This window comes from Pseudomonas sp. FP2294 (genome assembly GCF_030687625.1).
Taxonomy (GTDB): domain Bacteria; phylum Pseudomonadota; class Gammaproteobacteria; order Pseudomonadales; family Pseudomonadaceae; genus Aquipseudomonas; species Aquipseudomonas shahriarae.
Genome location: NZ_CP117441.1, coordinates 5,176,729 through 5,192,833, shown reverse-complemented (window position 1 = coordinate 5,192,833; position 16,105 = coordinate 5,176,729). Strand labels below are relative to the sequence as shown.

Here is a 16,105-nt window from a genome sequence, read left to right as displayed (position 1 = left end):
ATCAAGCACGAGATACGTGCCAAAAAGGGTCCTGATACCAGTCACGAGGGAACCCCATCGCTTTTAGGTTGAGGTGGGGGAAGTCGCTGATCAGGTGATAAAGGTGCTGGTCCCAGTGAGTGTGGGAGCTTATCTGATGCATCAAATGGTTAAGCATGCAAAGTGTCGAAAAAATGCGGGTATGGGGCCCTGGCTGGAGCAGATGGTTTGGCCACGGGAAGTTGGCTTTCCTGGGTAATTCAGGACGAATACCCAGTTGCCGATTCCACATTCTTGAGTGATGGGCGCACATGTTTCGCACAGTGGTCAAGGTGTGAAGCCAGGACTGCAGCAGTGGCGCGGGGAGCCCCAGTCGCCTGGCAACGGCTTTTTTATCCGCGTCCTTGGCCAGGCCCTTGTAGAGATGGGAGAGGTCGCCCAGCGTCAACTCTTCCAGCATGGCCCAACCCGGCATGAGAGAGGGGTGGTCATAGGTATTTGGATAGTGGCGCGCGTAGCTTTCTTTGGCTCTTTGACGCTTGAGATGGTCTTTTCGATTGTCGTCTGTGTGTAGTCGGTCGACGCGCAAACATTCGCGTTCATAGTCACGGGTCGCCACAGACTGTCTGGTGTGTAGCGTTGCAAGCAGGCGCTGGTGGTCAAATGTCGGGTGAAAAGCCTGGCTGTCGATGTACCAATGGCTGCCGTAGGTGGGGCCCATGTGATTACTGATGACTGCACGGGAGGCGATCTCGACCCGCTCAATGGCATCCATGGTCAATAGGCGCAGGCGACGGTCAAAATCGTAGAGTCGTGCCAACTGGTGAAAATGGGTGCCGGCATGGAAGTGGTGGTCGATATCTTCCGACTGTTGGAAAGGCCGCATATAGGGGCTTAATCGAAAGAAACTGACCGATTGCAGGAAGCGCCGGGCGCCTGTTTCATCTTCAATGATCAAGCCCCGAGACTTGAGCAGCTCCAACTGGGCCGGGACATCAAGGGCTGGTTTGTCGAACGCCCTCATGCTGGAAAACCAGCAGGCATAAAAAACCCGCACAATTTGTGCTTGGTTGCTGGCGCAACCAGAGGCATGGCGGGTGTATTGCCAAGCAGATTATGCAACTGCCCAGGTTTTTGCAACGCCCTTGGAGGGGCGCTGAGCGGCGAAAAAACGGGGAAATGCATGCAGGTCGATCGTCCAGGCCGCGTGCGGGAGAACGCTATTTTCCATGTCCTGCCGGGCGCTGTCTTAGCCACTCTATTGCTGAAAATTTGTAACTGAGAGGCCTAGCGTCGTGAATGGTACAGACTCACCCTGCGAAACTCCCAAGGCTCCGCCAGGTCCGGCAGGGTCAGCGCCTCGAGGATGCCCAGCCGCTGATAATCCGCATGCTGGAAATCCCGTACCCGCGAGTCGGCGACCAGCGCTTCGCGCCCGCGGGTGAGGAATTGATCCAGCAGCGGCAGGTTCGCCCGGTCGTACAGCACGTCGGCCACCAGGATCAGGTCGAAACGATCGGCTTCGGCAAAGAAGTCCGCCGAATAGCCCAAGGTCACGCCATTGAGTTCAGCATTCGCACGGCAGGCGCCGAGCGCCAGTGGGTCCAGGTCACAGGCCACCACTTCCAGGGCGCCGGCTTTCACTGCGGCAATTCCCGCCACACCGGAGCCGGCGCCAAAATCCAGGACGCGCTTGCCCGCCACCCACTCGGGGTTGGCGGCCAGGTAGCGGGCCAATGCCAGGCCGCTGGCCCAGCAGAAGCTCCAGTAGGGCGGCTCATGCAGGATGCGCCGGGTTTCCTCGGGGCTGAAGGCGCGGTCCATGTTGTCGGCGTCCAGCAGCCACAACGACAGGTCGGTGCCGGGCAACGGGCAGGGCAGCAGTTGCGCGTCGCCGATCAGTTCGCTCAAGGCCCGTTGCAGGTGCAGCGGTGGCGTCATGGGGCGCGCACGAGTTGCAGGGGCCCGGTGGTCTGGGTGATGGCTTGCTCGATACGCACCGCCGGCAGGTGCAGGATCAACTGCCCGGACTGGCTGGCGCGGCCACGCAGTTCAACGCGGGCGCCGGCGGGAAACGCTTGCGGGTTGAAGCGCAGGCGGAAGGCCAATGGTTTGTTGTTGCCAATCAGCACGCTGCTGGCCAGCAGTTGTTGCGGGCGGCTGCGCTCGTCGATCACCAGCAGTGCCAGCTCCACTTCAGCGCCGGCGGGCACACCCGTGAGGGTGCCGCTCACTTCACGCTGGTAGGCCGGCAATGGCCCCAGCGGTTCCTGGCCGGGGATTTTTTTCTCTTGCTGCGGCGTGGGTTGCGGGGCGGCTGGTTTTGGCGCTTCGCTGCTGCAGGCGACCAGAAAACTGAACATTGTGAGTAAAACCAGCGGTCGTAACGGCATGTACGGCTCCAAAAAGGGCAAAAATCCGTGAACTGAACATAAGAAACATAATAGTCAGCCTATATACCGTAAAGGCTATGGCTTGTCTTGCCACGGGGATGCGCTACCATGGCCCTCCCTTTTTTTGTTGCCTGCCACCATGCACTGTCCCTTCTGCGGTGCCAACGACACCAAGGTCATCGACTCGCGTCTGGTCGCCGAGGGCGACCAAGTGCGTCGCCGGCGCGAATGCCTGGCCTGCGGTGAGCGTTTCACCACCTTTGAAACCGCCGAACTGGTACTGCCCCGTCTGATCAAGTCTGACGGCAGCCGCCAGCCCTTCGACGAAGATAAACTGCGCGCCGGTATGCAGCGCGCCCTGGAAAAACGCCCGGTCAGTGTCGAGCGGCTGGAAGCGGCGCTGGCGCATATCAAGCACAAGCTGCGGGCGACCGGTGAGCGCGAGGTCAAGAGCCTGGTGGTTGGAGAACTGGTAATGGGCGAGCTGCAAAAGCTCGACGAAGTTGCCTACATTCGTTTCGCCTCGGTGTATCGACGCTTCCAGGATCTCAATGAGTTCCGTGAAGAGATCGACCGCCTGGCCCGTGAGCCGGTCAAAGAATGAACCCTCCTTCTGCAGAACAGGCCGTGCTCGACGCCCATTACATGGCTCGTGCCCTCGAACTGGCGCGCAAGGGCCTGTACACCACCCATCCCAACCCTCGGGTCGGCTGCGTGATTGTGCGCGACGGGCAGATTGTCGGTGAAGGCTGGCATGAACGCACCGGCGAACCCCATGCCGAGCCCAACGCCTTGCGCGCCGCGGGCGATAAAGCCCGAGGCGCCACGGTATATGTGACGCTCGAACCGTGCAGCCATTATGGCCATACGCCGCCCTGCGCCGATGCGCTGGTGACCGCCGGCGTGGCACGGGTGGTCGCGGGTATGCAGGATCCGAATCCGGAAGTGGCTGGGCGTGGCATGCAGCGTCTGGCCCAGGCCGGCATCGAGGTGCTCAGCGGCGTACTGGAAAGCCAGGCACGCGCCCTGAACCCCGGCTTCCTCAAGCGCATGGAGCATGGCCTGCCGTTTGTGCGGGTCAAGCTGGCGATGAGCCTGGACGGGCGCACCGCGATGGCCAGTGGCGAGAGCCAGTGGATCACCGGCCCCGCCGCCCGCGCCGCCGTGCAGCGCCTGCGGGCCGAGGCCAGTGTGGTGCTGACCGGCGCCGATACTGTGCTGGCCGATGGCGCGCGCCTGACCGTGCGTGCCGCCGAACTGGGCCTGGATCCGCAAACCACCGCCCTGGCCATGTCGCGCCCACCGTTGCGCGTGCTGATCGACGGCCGCCTGCGGGTGCCGCTCAACGCGCCGTTCTTCAAGGCCGGGCCGGCCCTGGTCATCACCTGTGTGACTGCGGAAAACCAGTTTCCCCGTGGCCCCGAATGCCTGGTGGTGCCGGGTGTCGACGGCCAGGTCGACCTGCGCTCGGCGCTGGTGGCACTGGCGGCCCGTGGCGTCAACGAGGTGCTGGTGGAAGCCGGGCCAAGCCTGGCCGGCGCGTTTGCCCAGCAAGGCCTGGTGGACGAGTACGTGATTTTCGTCGCCGGTAAATTCCTCGGTTCCGCCGCCCGCCCCTTGCTGGACTGGCCGCTTGAGAAACTGGCCGACGCTCCCCAACTCAAGATCATTGAAATGCGCGCTGTAGGCGACGACTGGCGAGTCACTGCCATTCCGCTCCCCCCAGCGAGCGTATAATTGCGACCGGTCGCCCCGGCGCCCGCACTGTTTTCCAGGAGAAGGCCATGTTCACCGGCATTATCGAATCCATCGGCAGCATCCGCGCCATGACCCCCAAAGGTGGCGACGTGCGCCTGCTGGTTGAAACCGGCAAGCTGGACCTCGGCGACGTCAAGCTGGGCGACAGCATCGCCGTCAGCGGCGTATGCCTGACGGTCGTCGAACTGCCGGGCAATGGCTTTGCCGCCGATGTCAGCCGGGAAACCCTGGACTGCACCGCGATGAATGACCTCAAGGCCGGCAGCCCGGTCAACCTGGAGAAAGCCCTGACCCCGACCACCCGTCTGGGCGGCCACCTGGTCAGTGGCCATGTCGACGGCGTCGGCGAAGTGGTGGCACGCAGCGAAAACGCGCGGGCCGTGGAATTCCGCATCCGTGCGCCGAAAGAACTGGCCAAGTACATCGCCCACAAAGGCTCGATCACCGTCGATGGCACCAGCCTGACCGTGAACGCCGTAAATGGCGCCGAATTCGAACTGACCATCATTCCCCACACCCTCAGCGAAACCATCATGGCCTCGTACCAGCCGGGTCGCCGGGTGAACCTGGAAGTGGACTTGCTTGCCCGTTACCTGGAGCGCCTGCTGCTGGGCGAAAAGGCCGCAGAGCCTGCAGCCGGTAACATCACCGAAAGTTTTCTGGCCGCTAACGGCTACCTGAAATCCTGACCAAGGGGGTGCCGCGTGGCGCTCAATAGCATCGAAGAACTGGTTGACGATATCCGCCAAGGCAAGATGGTCATCCTGATGGATGACGAAGACCGCGAGAACGAAGGCGACCTGATCATGGCCGCCGAGTTGTGCCAACCTGAGCACATCAACTTCATGGCCAAGCACGCCCGTGGCCTGATCTGCATGCCCATGAGCCGCGAGCGCTGCGAACTGCTCAAGCTGCCGCTGATGTCGCCGCGCAATGGCTCGGGGTTTGGCACCAAGTTCACCGTCTCGATTGAAGCGACCACCGGCGTGACCACCGGCATCTCTGCCGCTGACCGCGCCCGCACCGTGCAGGCCGCTGCCGCGAAAGATGCCAAGGCCGAAGACATTGTCAGCCCTGGCCATATCTTCCCGCTGATGGCCCAGCCGGGTGGCACCCTGGCCCGTGCCGGCCACACCGAAGCCGCCTGCGACCTGGCGCGCATGGCCGGGTTCGAGCCGAGCGGGGTGATCTGCGAAGTGATGAACGACGACGGCACCATGGCCCGTCGCGCTGAACTGGAAGCCTTTGCCGCCGAACACAACATCAAGATCGGCACCATCGCCGACCTGATTCACTACCGGATGATCCACGAACGTACCGTTCAGCGGATTGCCGAGCAGCCGCTGGACAGCGAACTGGGGCATTTCAACCTGGTGACCTACCGTGATTCGGTGGAAGGCGACGTGCATATGGCCCTGACCCTGGGCAACATCTGCGCCGAAGAGCCGACCCTGGTGCGGGTGCACAACATGGACCCGTTGCGCGACCTGTTGATGGTCAAGCAGCCGGGCCGGTGGAGCCTGCGAGCCGCCATGGCAGCGGTTTCCGCGGCGGGCAGCGGTGTCGTGCTGTTGCTGGGCAATCCGGTGGATGGCGATGTGCTGCTGGCGCATATCCGCGAAAGCGCTGACCAGGTGCCGGTGAAAAAACCGACCACCTACAGCATCGTCGGCGCCGGCTCGCAGATCCTGCGTGACCTGGGCGTGCGTAAAATGCGCCTGATGAGCGCACCCATGAAATTTAATGCGATATCCGGTTTCGACCTGGAAGTAGTAGAATACGTGCCCTCCGAATAAAGGCCGGCGATTATCGCTCCTTGTTCGCGGTTCAAATATCACTAAGGGGCGCGTCATATACGCGTCCCGGCTCTTTAAGAGATTTGTCGAATGACCCTGAAGACCATCGAAGGTACCTTCATCGCCCCCAAAGGCCGCTACGCCCTGGTGGTTGGCCGCTTCAACAGCTTCGTGGTTGAAAGCCTGGTAAGCGGTGCCGTGGACGCCCTGGTTCGCCACGGTGTGAGCGAAAGCGATATCACGATTATCCGTGCCCCTGGCGCCTTCGAAATTCCACTGGTTGCGCAGAAAGTTGCCCAGCAAGGCGAATACGCAGCAATCATCGCCCTGGGCGCGGTCATTCGTGGCGGCACCCCGCACTTCGAATACGTGGCTGGCGAGTGCACCAAGGGCCTGGCCCAGGTGTCCATGGAGTTCGGCGTGCCAGTGGCCTTCGGCGTACTGACTGTTGATTCCATCGAGCAAGCCATCGAGCGTTCCGGTACCAAGGCCGGTAACAAAGGCGCTGAAGCTGCCCTGTCTGCCCTGGAAATGGTCAGCCTGCTGTCGCAGTTGGAGGCCAAGTGATTTCCGACGAGAGCGATCGTTTCAACCCGCGCGACCCCCGTCCTGCAGACGCCGGCAAGCCATCGAAGAACGAAAAGCGCCGTGCTGCCCGTCAGTTGGCGACCCAGGCGCTGTATCAGCGTCAGATGGCGGGTACTTCGTTGAACGAAATCGAAGCACAGTTTCGCGTCGACAACGATTTTACCTTCGCCGACCTGCCGTACTTCCACGACATCCTGCACGGCGTGCATGCCAACCTGACCGAGATCGACACGGCCCTGGCACCTTGCCTGGACCTGACCCTCGAAGAGCTGGACCCGGTTGAACTGTGCGTGATGCGCCTGTCCACCTGGGAACTGCTCAAGCGCGTTGACGTGCCGTACCGCGTAGTGATCAACGAAGGTATCGAACTGGCGAAAGTCTACGGTTCGACCGACGGTCACAAGTTCGTCAACGGCGTGCTCGACAAGCTGGCCCCGCGCCTGCGTGAAGCCGAAGTGAAGGCGTACAAGCGCTAACCTGCGCTTGACTCCCTGATGGGCGAGTTCGAGCTGATCCGCACCTACTTCGCCGCCGCGCCCTGTGCGCAAGGCGGCGAGGGCATTGCCCTGGGGATCGGCGACGACTGCGCCTTGCTGGCAGTTCCCTCCGGGGAACAGCTGGCGATTTCAACCGATACCCTGGTGGCCGGCGTGCACTTTGCCGACCCCTGCGACCCGTTTTTGCTCGGCCAGCGCTCGCTGGCGGTGGCAGTCAGCGACCTGGCGGCCATGGGCGCCCATCCCCTCGCATTTACCCTTGCACTCACTACACCGACGGTCGCGGCCGATTGGTTGCAGCGCTATGCCCAGGGTTTGAATGCCATGGCCCAGCGCTGTGGTGTGGGCCTGGTGGGCGGCGATACCACCCGTGGGCCGCTGAGCCTGACCGTCACCGTGTTCGGCCGTGTCCCGGCGGGGCTGGCGTTGACCCGCAGTGGCGCGCAGCCCGGCGACCTGCTGTGTGTCGGCGGCGAGCTGGGCAATGCGGCCGGGGCCTTGCCGTTGGTGTTGGGGCAGCGTAGCGCTGCTGCGCAGATCGCCGAGCCGCTGCTGGGCCATTACTGGTCGCCGCAGCCGCAACTGGCCCTGGGCATGGCGTTGCGTGGCAAGGCTACGTCTGCGTTGGATATTTCCGACGGTCTGCTGGCAGATTGTGGGCATATCGCCAAGGCTTCAGCCGTAAGCCTGGTGATCGAGCGGCACCGTTTGCCGCTGTCGGCGGCGTTGCTGGCCTTTCTGGGGGATGATCAAGCGCGTTCCGCAGCCTTGAGCGGTGGCGATGATTACGTCCTGGCGTTCACCTTGCCGCCCGCTGAGCTGGCGCCATTGCTGGCCGACGGTTGGCCGGTGCATATTGTCGGGCGCGTAGAGGCGGGGGCCGGCGTGCGACTGCTGGATGCCGGTGGCCATGACATCACCCCGGCCGTGCGCGGTTATCAACATTTTCGCGAGACGCCGTGACCCGCCGGGCTGCGCTACCCTTTACCGCGTTGTAGAAACGATCGCTTTACCATGGAGGGCGTCATCATGGGGCTACGACGCTGGTTGCTGATTCTGCTGTGTGTGGTCGCGTCTCCCGTGTGGGCCGATGACACCCCCGAAGTGCCCGGCCAGATCCGTCTGGCCAGTGAAACCTGGAATGACTACACCAACGCCGATGGCAGCGGCCTGGCCTGGGATGTGTTGCGAGAAGTCTTCGAGCCGGCCGGGGTCAAGGTCAAGATCCGCAGCGTGCCCTACACCCGTTCGGTCGGTCTGGCCCGGCGGGGCGAAGTGGATGCCTGGGTCGGCTCCTATCATGATGAGACCGAGGGCGTGCTGTACGCCCGCTGGCACTACGACTCCGACCACATCTACGCCCTGGGCCTGGCGGGCAGCCCGGCGCCGACCCTGGTGACCCTGGGCTCTTACCGCCTGACCTGGGTACGTGGCTACAAGTACGAGGAATACCTGCCCAATATTCATCGTTTCAACCAGATCGAACGACGTAGCGGGATTTTGCCGATGCTCCAGCATGGGCGGGCCGACTTCTACATTGATGCCCTGGCCGAACTGCAGTACATCCTCGGCCAGGCTGACGACCCATCGGCGTTCAAACTCACGCACATTGCCGAATTGCCGTTGTTCCTGGGGTTTACCGACAGTGAGAGAGGGCGGTCATTGCGGGGGGTATTTGACCGGCGCATGGAGTTGTTGGTGAAAAGCGGCGAGTTGAAACCGATTTTCCAGCGCTGGAACCAACCGTATCCGTTTTGACGCCCATAGAACCAAGGCAAAGGCCAATCGAACCTATTGATCTTTATCAGCGATAATTCAGCTTAAGCGTCTGTAGGAACGTGCTGTTACAATGCCCGCCTCTGTGAAATCTGAAATCAGGAGCACACGGTGCCCGTCGTTTTCGTTGCTGCTTCCAAGCTGCCTACCCCTTTTGCCACGTTCACCATGCATGGCTTTCTTGAAAAAGCCTCCGGGCGCGAGCACGTCGTGCTCAGCCTGGGCGATGTGGCCGATGGCGCCCCGGTCCTGGGCCGCTTGCACTCTGAGTGCCTGACCGGTGACGCACTGTTCAGCCAGCGCTGCGACTGCGGCTCGCAACTGGAAGCCGCCATGCAAGCCATTGCCCGTGAAGGCCGTGGCGTGCTGCTGTATCTGCGTCAGGAAGGCCGTGGCATTGGCCTGCTGAACAAGATCCGCGCCTACGAACTGCAAGACGGTGGCGCCGATACCGTCGAGGCCAACGAGCGCCTGGGTTTCGCCGCCGATCAGCGCGACTACGCCATCTGCCTGCCGATGCTTGAGCATTTGGGCATCCAGTCCCTGCGCCTGATGACCAACAACCCGCGCAAGGTCAAGGCCTTGACCGAGATGGGCATCACCGTCGCCGAGCGTGTGCCGCTGCACACCGGGCATAACCCGCACAACAAACTCTACCTGGCGACCAAGGCCAGCAAGCTCGACCATATGATGGGCAACGAGCATCAGGGCGAGGCAGACCGGGCGTGACGCGCGGTCAGGTCAAGCGGCGCCTGTCCTTCAGTTGGTGGCAGTACCTGGCGCTGGCGTTGTTGCCGTTGTTCGTGATCAATCTGGTATTTGGCCAGGGCGAGCCGTTGTTGCCGGTGCTGGCAATGCCATTCTTTATCGCCGGCGTTGCCTCGATGTTTGCCAGCCTGCGTTACTTCCATGCCTATAAACATGCACTGATCGCCACCTCCAAGGCCCTCGATACGCCTGAAGAGCCGGCCGCGTGGATCACCCTCGCGGCCCGTCGGCGTACGGCGCTGCTGGTCGCGGCGTTTCCCGCCTGGATCGGTGCACTGGCAGTGTTCGTTGGCCTGGAAGCGGTGCCGCTGTTTCTGCTGGCATTGTCGACCCTAGTGCTGTTCTACCTCTATCGCATCCCGCGTCAACTCGGCTGATGCGCCTCTGGCTGGCGGGTCTGCTGCTGGCCGCCAGTGCGTCGGCGATGGCGGTCGAGCGGGTGGTCAGCCTCGCGCCTTCCTTATCTGAAATCGTCGTTGAACTGGGCGCCAGCGATCTGCTGGTGGGCGTACTCGACGGCGGTGAACGGCCTGACGCGCTGCGTAGCCTGCCCTCGGTGGGGCGTTATGGGCAGTTGGATCTGGAACGACTGCTCAGCCTGCAGCCTGACTTGCTGCTGCTCTGGCCCGGCAGCGTCGGCCCGGCCCAGCGCGAGCAGCTCAAGCGTTTGAACATCCCTGTTTACGTCGCCGAACCCCATAGCCTTGAACAACTGAGCAGCCAGGTCGAAGCCATCGCCCGACAGCTAGGCCGCGCTGATGAAGGTCGCCAATTGGCTGCCCGCTTGCGTCAACGCTTGGCCGAGTTGCGCCAGCGCTATCAGCGCAGCCAGCCGTTGCGGGTGTTCTATCAGGTGTGGAACCAGCCTCTGTACACCGTGGGCGGTGGGCAGATCATCAGCGATGCGCTTAGCGTGTGTGGCGCGCGCAATGTGTTTGATGACCTCAAGCTGCCAGCCCCGCAGGTCAGTATCGAATCGGTGTTGCAGCGTGATCCCGAAGTGATCCTCGCGGCGGATCAAGCGCAACTGGACGATTGGAAGGCCTGGCCCCAGGTGGCGGCGGTGGCTCAGGGGCGTTTGCTGATCGTGCCGGATAAAGGGCTGGAGCGGCCCAGTGGGCAGATGGTGGAGGCGGTGGGCCGGCTGTGTCAGGTGATTGCGCCGAACCGTTGAGAGCGCTATCGCAGGCAAGCCAGCTCCCACATTTGACTGTATTCACACATCAAAAAGTGGGCGCTCGGCAGTGCAGAATATTTTGGCCACACCACAGAACACATGTGGGAGCTGGCTTGCCTGCGATGGCGTCGGCCCGGACAACCTCAGAGCTGCGGCGTCCACGTCACCCCAAGCATCCACGTCCGGCCTTCTTCTCGATATGGCTGATTGCTCTGGAAGGTCGGATCGTTATAGCTGTAACGCGCCCGTGTATAGCGGCGATCCAGCAGGTTATCGACCTTCAGCGACAGCGCCACTTCCCGATTCAGCGCCCAACCGCTGCGCAATCCCACCAGGTAATAGCCAGCGAGCCGATTTTTATTGTACTCGTCGTCGTAGCTGCTGCTGATGCCCTGCCAGCTGGCGCCCAGGCTCAGTTGATCGAACTGCCGATCCAGGTCCAGGTTCAGGGTGCGCCTGGCACGACGGGCCAGGGTGTGGCCGCTGCTGCGGTCGCGCGGGTCGATGATCGACAGGCCGAGGTTGCCTTGCCAGCCGAAGAACTCTTGCTTGAGGGCGGCTTCGAAGCCGTTGATGCGGGCGTTGGCGACGTTGTACGGAATGTAGTTATTCTGCTGCTGCGCGATGATGGCGTCCTTGAGGTCAGTGCGATACAGAGAGGTTTCCAGGCGTGTGGTGTCGGTCAGCTGGCTGCGCCATTGCAACTCATAGCTTTTCGAGTGCTCGGGCTTGAGGTTGGGGTTGCTGCCGCCCGGGTAGTACAGATCGTTGAAGCTCGGCGCACGAAAGCCTTCGCTGTAACTCAGTAGTAAGTCGTTATCGCTATTGACCGGCAAGGTCAGCGTACCGCTCCAACTGTTCTGCCCGCCAAATTGCTGGTTCTGGTCGCGGCGTAGCCCCAGTTCGGTGGAAAACCACTCCCCCTTGAAACGATGCTGAATAAACGCGGCACGGTTCCACCGGCTGTTTTCGTTGTACGGTTTGTCGCTGTGAATGCGGTCCTCATACCAATCGCCGCCCAGGATCAGGCTGTTTTGCTGGTTGAGCGTCAGGTCGTTCTGCCAGTTAATCGAGTCGCGATAGGTGCTGAACACACTGAAGTCAGTGCTGAGCTTGTCGCGCTTGGTGTCGCGGTTTTCACTGTGGCCCAGTTCCACACGGGTCTGCCATGCCTCGTTGAGTTGGGCGTCGATATAAGCGCTGGCACTGCTGACGGTGTAGTCGGTATAGGGTTTTTGGCCGAAAGTTTGTTTGCTGACGTCGTCGTAGCGCCCGGCGCTGTTATCAAATTCCGACTTGCCCCGGCTATCCAGCAGGTTGAAACCCACCTCCAGCTCATCGCTGAACTCATGGCTCAGGTTCAAGCTCAGCGACTTATTGCGATAGGCATCATGGTCGCGGTCGCTGGGGAAGGAGGTGTGGCTCCAGTCGATACCGGCGGTGTCATCCAGGCTCGCGCCCAGGTTGAAGCGCGTGCGTTCATCGCCGCCCGACAGGCCCAGGCTGCGTTCCCAGGTGTTGTGGCTGCCAAAGCCCAGCTTCAAGCGCGGCTGCAGGCCTGGCCCGGCATTGCGGCGGGTAAATACCTGGATCACCCCGCCAATCGCATCGCTGCCGTAAATCACCGAGCGCGACCCGCGCAGCACTTCTACCCGCTCAATCTGATCAATATTCAGGTATTGCAGGCCGCTGTCGCCGGACGTGCTATTGGCAATCCGCTGGCCATCCACCAGCACCAGGCTTTGCGCGGACTTGGTGCCGCGTATGAAAATCCCCGGCAAGCTGCCCCGGCCACCGGTGCGCGCCACTTGCACGCCGGGCACGCGGCTGAGCAGGTCGGTCAGGCTGGAGGGTTGCAGGCGGTCGATATCGTCCCGGGTGAACACGGTGTTGGCAGCACTGCTGTCATTGCGTGCCTGCACCTGGCGGTTGGCACTGATCACCACATCGGGGAGCTTCAGGGCAGCGTCGCGGGTGTCGGCGAGCAGGTCCGCAGTGGGCAAGAGCAGGAGTGGCAGGGCAAGTCGAAGGTGCTTCATGGGCCGTCCATGGATTCAAGGCAATACAAAACAAATGTGGGAGCTGGCTGGCCTGCGATCGCATCACCCGGTCTCTCTGAAAGACCGAGGTGTTTGCATCGCAGGCCAGCCAGCTCCCACAGTTTGGTCCGGTTTACAGGCCGAGCAAAGCCATGCGATGGCGAACCGCAGCCTCGATCCCCGCTTCATCCAGCCCACACTCAGCCAGCATCTGCGCGGGTTTGGCGTGCTCCACATAAATGTCCGGCAAGCCCAGGTGCAGCACCGACTTGAGGATGTTCTCCCGCGCCAGGAATTCGCTGACGGCCGCACCGGCGCCGCCCATGATGGCGTTTTCTTCAACGGTCACCAGCAATTCATGGCTGCCGGCGATCTCGCGCACCAGGGCTTCGTCGAGGGGTTTGACAAAGCGCATGTCGATCACGGTGGCGTCGATTTTCTCCGCCACTTTCAGGGCTTCGGCCAGTTGCACGCCAAACACCAGGAACGCGGTCTTGCTGCCCTGGCGCCGCACGATGCCCTTGCCGATCTCGATCGGTTCCAGGTCTTTCTCGATCACCGCATTCGGGCCGTTGCCACGGGGGTAACGTACCGCTGCCGGGCCGTTGTACAGGTGGCCGGTGCTGAGCATCTTGCGCAGCTCGTTCTCGTCGCTCGGAGTCATCACCAGCATGCCGGGGATGCAGCGCAAGTACGACAGATCGTAGCTGCCGGCGTGGGTCGGGCCGTCTTCGCCCACCAAGCCGGCGCGGTCGATGGCGAACAGCACGTCGAGGTTCTGCACCGCCACATCGTGAATAAGCTGGTCATAACCGCGTTGCAGGAAGGTCGAGTAGATCGCCACCACCGGTTTGGCGCCTTCGCAGGCCATGCCGGCGGCAAAGGTCACCGCATGTTGCTCGGCAATCGCCACATCGAAGTAACGCAGCGGGAAACGCTCGCTGAACGCCACCAGGTCCGAGCCTTCCTTCATCGCTGGGGTAATGCCCACCAGGCGCGGGTCGGCGGCGGCCATGTCGCACAGCCATTCGCCAAATACACCGGAGTACTTCGGCCCGCTGGCCTTTTTTGGCGCCGCCACGGGCGCGTCCAGCGGTTCGAGCTTGGTGATGGCGTGGTAACCAATCGGGTCGACTTCCGCCGGGGCGAAGCCTTTGCCTTTCTTGGTGACGATATGCAGGAACTGCGGGCCCTTGAGGTCGCGCATATTGCGCAGGGTGGCGATCAGGGTCGGCAGGTCGTGGCCGTCGATCGGGCCGATATAGTTCCAGCCCAGCTCTTCGAACAGGGTGCCGGGGACCAGCATGCCCTTGGCGTATTCTTCGGTGCGGCGGGCAATTTCCCACGCGCCGGGCAGGCGTGAAAGCACTTTTTTGCTGCCTTCGCGCATGCTGGCGTAGGTGCGGCTGGACAGAATCTTTGCCAGGTAATTGGACAAACCACCGACATTGCGCGAGATCGACATGTCGTTGTCGTTGAGGATCACCAGCATATTGGCGTCCACTTCCGGCGCATGGTTCAACGCTTCAAACGCCATGCCGGCTGTCAGCGCGCCATCACCGATCACGGCAATTGCCTTGCGATCGCTGTTTTGCAGACGGGCGGCAATCGCCATGCCCAGGGCTGCGCTGATCGAGGTGCTGGAGTGGCCGACGCCAAAGGTGTCGTATTCGCTCTCGGAGCGGCGCGGGAAGGCGGCGATGCCGTCCTTCTGGCGCAAGGTAGCCATGCGCTCGCGGCGTCCGGTGAGGATTTTGTGCGGATACGCCTGGTGACCCACGTCCCACACCAGCCGGTCGTCCGGGGTGTCGAATACGTAATGCAGCGCGATGGTCAGCTCGATGACGCCCAGGCCTGCACCAAAATGCCCACCGGTCTGGCCGACCGTGTAGAGCAATTCCAGGCGCAACTCATCGGCCAGGGTTTCCAGCTCGGCTTCACCCAGACGGCGCAAGCCGGCCGGCGTGTTGGCACGGTCCAGCAGCGGCGTGGTCGGGCGCTTGCGGGGAATCTCTTGAAACGTCGTGGGCATCAGGCGAATCGTTATAGGTATAGAAGAGGCGGCAGTTTACCTCAAGCATCGCAAACTGCCCACGCAGAGCACCGAACTTGGCCGATATGCGGCGGTAATCGCCGCCGTAATCAGTGGCGGCGTTCGACGATGTACCGCGCCAGGTCACGCAGCGGCTCGGCTGCCGCGTCGAATGGTCGCAGGGCGGCCAGGGCCTGGTCGCGCAACTCCAGGGCATAGGCCTTGGCGGCATCCAGCCCTAACAGCGACGGATAAGTCGGCTTGTCACGGGCAATATCGGCGCCCTGGCGCTTGCCGAGGGTCGCGGTATCGCTTTCCACGTCGAGAATATCGTCCTGTACCTGGAACGCCAGGCCGATGGCCCGGGCATAGATCTGCAAAGCGGCCAACTGCGCCGCTTCGGCGCGACCACTGGCCAGGGCGCCGAGGTGCACGGCAGCCTCGATCAGCGCCCCGGTCTTGTGCCGGTGCATATACTCCAGGGCTTGCTGGTCCAGCTTGAGGCCGACCGAGCCGAGGTCAATTGCCTGGCCCCCGACCATACCGGCCGGGCCTGCGGCGGCGGCCAACGCAGTGACCATGCGCAGGCGGATCTCGGCATTCACGCCGCTCAAACGCGGGTCGAGCAGGGCACTGAACGCCAGGCTTTGCAGGCCGTCGCCGGCGAGGATCGCACAGGCTTCGTCAAAAGCCTTATGGGTAGTGGGCTGGCCGCGACGCAGATCGTCATCGTCCATGGCCGGCAAATCGTCATGCACCAGCGAATAGGCATGAATCAATTCCACCGCACACGCCGCGCCATTGGCTTGCGCGGCGTCCACGCCCAGCGCTTCACAGGCCGCATAGGCGAGCAAAGGCCGTACGCGCTTACCGCCGTTCATCACGCTATAGCGCATGGCTTCATACAGCCTGGCCAACTCCGGGCTTGGCGCCACAAACAGCGGTTCCAGCGCAGCATTGACCCGGGCCTGACTGCTGGCCTGATAAACGTCGATCATTGCGCTTGTTCCGCGTCGAAAGGTTCTTCGGCCAACTCCCCATCCCGTTCCAGCAACACCTGGACCTTCTGCTCCGCCTGCGCCAGAGCGCTCTGGCAATCGCGGGTCAGGCCAATACCTTGCTCAAACGCCGTCAACGAGTCTTCCAGCGACAACTCGCCGTTCTCCAGACGCTCGACCAGGGTTTGCAGATCGGCGAGGGATTGTTCGAAATCGAGTGCAACTTTTTTGCGGGCCATGGCGGCTATTCCGGTTGACGGTAAACGGGCGCGACACTAGCAGATAGGGGGGGTAGGGGCAAATG

The 16,105-nt window shown here is 62.3% G+C and carries 18 protein-coding genes; 11 read left to right on the top strand and 7 right to left on the bottom strand.

From position 1 onward, the window contains the following. Nucleotide 1 precedes the first annotated feature (1 nt). The 3 genes from PSH73_RS23345 to PSH73_RS23335 all read right to left on the bottom strand — a co-directional run bounded on the left by PSH73_RS23345 (nt 2) and on the right by PSH73_RS23335 (nt 2,372). Entirely contained in the window at nt 2–1,003 is a 1,002-nt protein-coding gene (locus PSH73_RS23345) for an Abi family protein (RefSeq protein ID WP_198792007.1), read from the bottom strand. Nucleotides 1,004–1,266: 263 nt separating this feature from the next. Continuing rightward, nucleotides 1,267–1,920, bottom strand: coding sequence for a methyltransferase (locus PSH73_RS23340; protein WP_057960747.1), 654 nt, complete (start codon nt 1,918–1,920; stop codon nt 1,267–1,269). Further along, nucleotides 1,917–2,372 carry a YbaY family lipoprotein gene (locus PSH73_RS23335; RefSeq protein WP_057438965.1) on the bottom strand — a complete coding sequence of 152 codons (456 nt, stop codon included), beginning with the start codon at nt 2,370–2,372 and terminating at the stop codon, nt 1,917–1,919. The genes PSH73_RS23340 and PSH73_RS23335 overlap by 4 nt, the downstream gene beginning before the upstream one ends. Nucleotides 2,373–2,511: 139 nt before the next feature. Here PSH73_RS23335 and nrdR point away from each other — a divergent pair, with 139 nt between their 5' ends. From nrdR to PSH73_RS23280, 11 genes are all read left to right on the top strand, one after another. Further along, nucleotides 2,512–2,976: a transcriptional regulator NrdR gene (nrdR, locus tag PSH73_RS23330; RefSeq protein WP_057439031.1), complete on the top strand. Its 465-nt coding sequence runs from the start codon at nt 2,512–2,514 to the stop codon at nt 2,974–2,976. After that, nucleotides 2,973–4,109: a bifunctional diaminohydroxyphosphoribosylaminopyrimidine deaminase/5-amino-6-(5-phosphoribosylamino)uracil reductase RibD gene (ribD, locus tag PSH73_RS23325; protein WP_057960745.1), complete on the top strand. Its 1,137-nt coding sequence runs from the start codon at nt 2,973–2,975 to the stop codon at nt 4,107–4,109. The genes nrdR and ribD overlap by 4 nt, the downstream gene beginning before the upstream one ends. Before the next feature lie 47 nt (nt 4,110–4,156). Continuing rightward, the gene (locus tag PSH73_RS23320) at nt 4,157–4,819 is read left to right on the top strand and encodes a riboflavin synthase (protein ID WP_120734218.1); all 663 of its coding nucleotides are present in this window, start codon (nt 4,157–4,159) and stop codon (nt 4,817–4,819) included. Nucleotides 4,820–4,834: 15 nt separating this feature from the next. Next, nucleotides 4,835–5,926 (top strand): bifunctional 3,4-dihydroxy-2-butanone-4-phosphate synthase/GTP cyclohydrolase II, encoded by a 1,092-nt coding sequence (gene ribBA / locus PSH73_RS23315; protein WP_057438968.1) that lies wholly within the window; start codon nt 4,835–4,837, stop codon nt 5,924–5,926. Between the two features lie 90 nt (nt 5,927–6,016). Then, nucleotides 6,017–6,493, top strand: a complete 477-nt coding sequence (gene ribE / locus PSH73_RS23310; protein ID WP_003176356.1) for a 6,7-dimethyl-8-ribityllumazine synthase — start codon at nt 6,017–6,019, stop codon at nt 6,491–6,493. Beyond that, the gene (nusB, locus tag PSH73_RS23305; RefSeq protein ID WP_057438970.1) at nt 6,490–6,990 is read left to right on the top strand and encodes a transcription antitermination factor NusB; all 501 of its coding nucleotides are present in this window, start codon (nt 6,490–6,492) and stop codon (nt 6,988–6,990) included. The genes ribE and nusB overlap by 4 nt, the downstream gene beginning before the upstream one ends. A gap of 18 nt (nt 6,991–7,008) precedes the next feature. Next, the gene (thiL, locus tag PSH73_RS23300; RefSeq protein WP_198830260.1) at nt 7,009–7,974 is read left to right on the top strand and encodes a thiamine-phosphate kinase; all 966 of its coding nucleotides are present in this window, start codon (nt 7,009–7,011) and stop codon (nt 7,972–7,974) included. Between the two features lie 66 nt (nt 7,975–8,040). Continuing rightward, a complete protein-coding gene (locus PSH73_RS23295) occupies nt 8,041–8,769 on the top strand; it encodes an ABC transporter substrate-binding protein (RefSeq protein WP_057438972.1) in 729 nt (242 codons plus the stop codon). A gap of 129 nt (nt 8,770–8,898) precedes the next feature. After that, entirely contained in the window at nt 8,899–9,516 is a 618-nt protein-coding gene (gene ribA / locus PSH73_RS23290; RefSeq protein ID WP_057438973.1) for a GTP cyclohydrolase II, read from the top strand. Further along, nucleotides 9,513–9,932 carry a nuclear FMR1 interacting 1 family protein gene (locus PSH73_RS23285; protein ID WP_057960742.1) on the top strand — a complete coding sequence of 140 codons (420 nt, stop codon included), beginning with the start codon at nt 9,513–9,515 and terminating at the stop codon, nt 9,930–9,932. The genes ribA and PSH73_RS23285 overlap by 4 nt, the downstream gene beginning before the upstream one ends. Beyond that, nucleotides 9,932–10,729: a cobalamin-binding protein gene (locus PSH73_RS23280; protein ID WP_057439032.1), complete on the top strand. Its 798-nt coding sequence runs from the start codon at nt 9,932–9,934 to the stop codon at nt 10,727–10,729. The genes PSH73_RS23285 and PSH73_RS23280 overlap by 1 nt, the downstream gene beginning before the upstream one ends. Before the next feature lie 146 nt (nt 10,730–10,875). On the opposite strand, the gene PSH73_RS23275 is transcribed toward PSH73_RS23280, so the two are convergent. The 4 genes from PSH73_RS23275 to PSH73_RS23260 form a co-directional block, all read right to left on the bottom strand. Further along, nucleotides 10,876–12,771 carry a TonB-dependent receptor domain-containing protein gene (locus PSH73_RS23275; protein WP_305418507.1) on the bottom strand — a complete coding sequence of 632 codons (1,896 nt, stop codon included), beginning with the start codon at nt 12,769–12,771 and terminating at the stop codon, nt 10,876–10,878. A 133-nt stretch (nt 12,772–12,904) separates the two neighbouring features. Then, complete coding sequence (gene dxs / locus PSH73_RS23270; protein ID WP_057438974.1) at nt 12,905–14,803, bottom strand: 1-deoxy-D-xylulose-5-phosphate synthase; 1,899 nt, start codon at nt 14,801–14,803, stop codon at nt 12,905–12,907. Between the two features lie 110 nt (nt 14,804–14,913). Next, nucleotides 14,914–15,801 carry a (2E,6E)-farnesyl diphosphate synthase gene (gene ispA / locus PSH73_RS23265; RefSeq protein WP_057444863.1) on the bottom strand — a complete coding sequence of 296 codons (888 nt, stop codon included), beginning with the start codon at nt 15,799–15,801 and terminating at the stop codon, nt 14,914–14,916. Then, nucleotides 15,798–16,040, bottom strand: coding sequence for an exodeoxyribonuclease VII small subunit (locus PSH73_RS23260; protein WP_029299452.1), 243 nt, complete (start codon nt 16,038–16,040; stop codon nt 15,798–15,800). Before PSH73_RS23260 ends, ispA begins: the two co-directional genes overlap by 4 nt. Nucleotides 16,041–16,105: the final 65 nt, after the last annotated feature.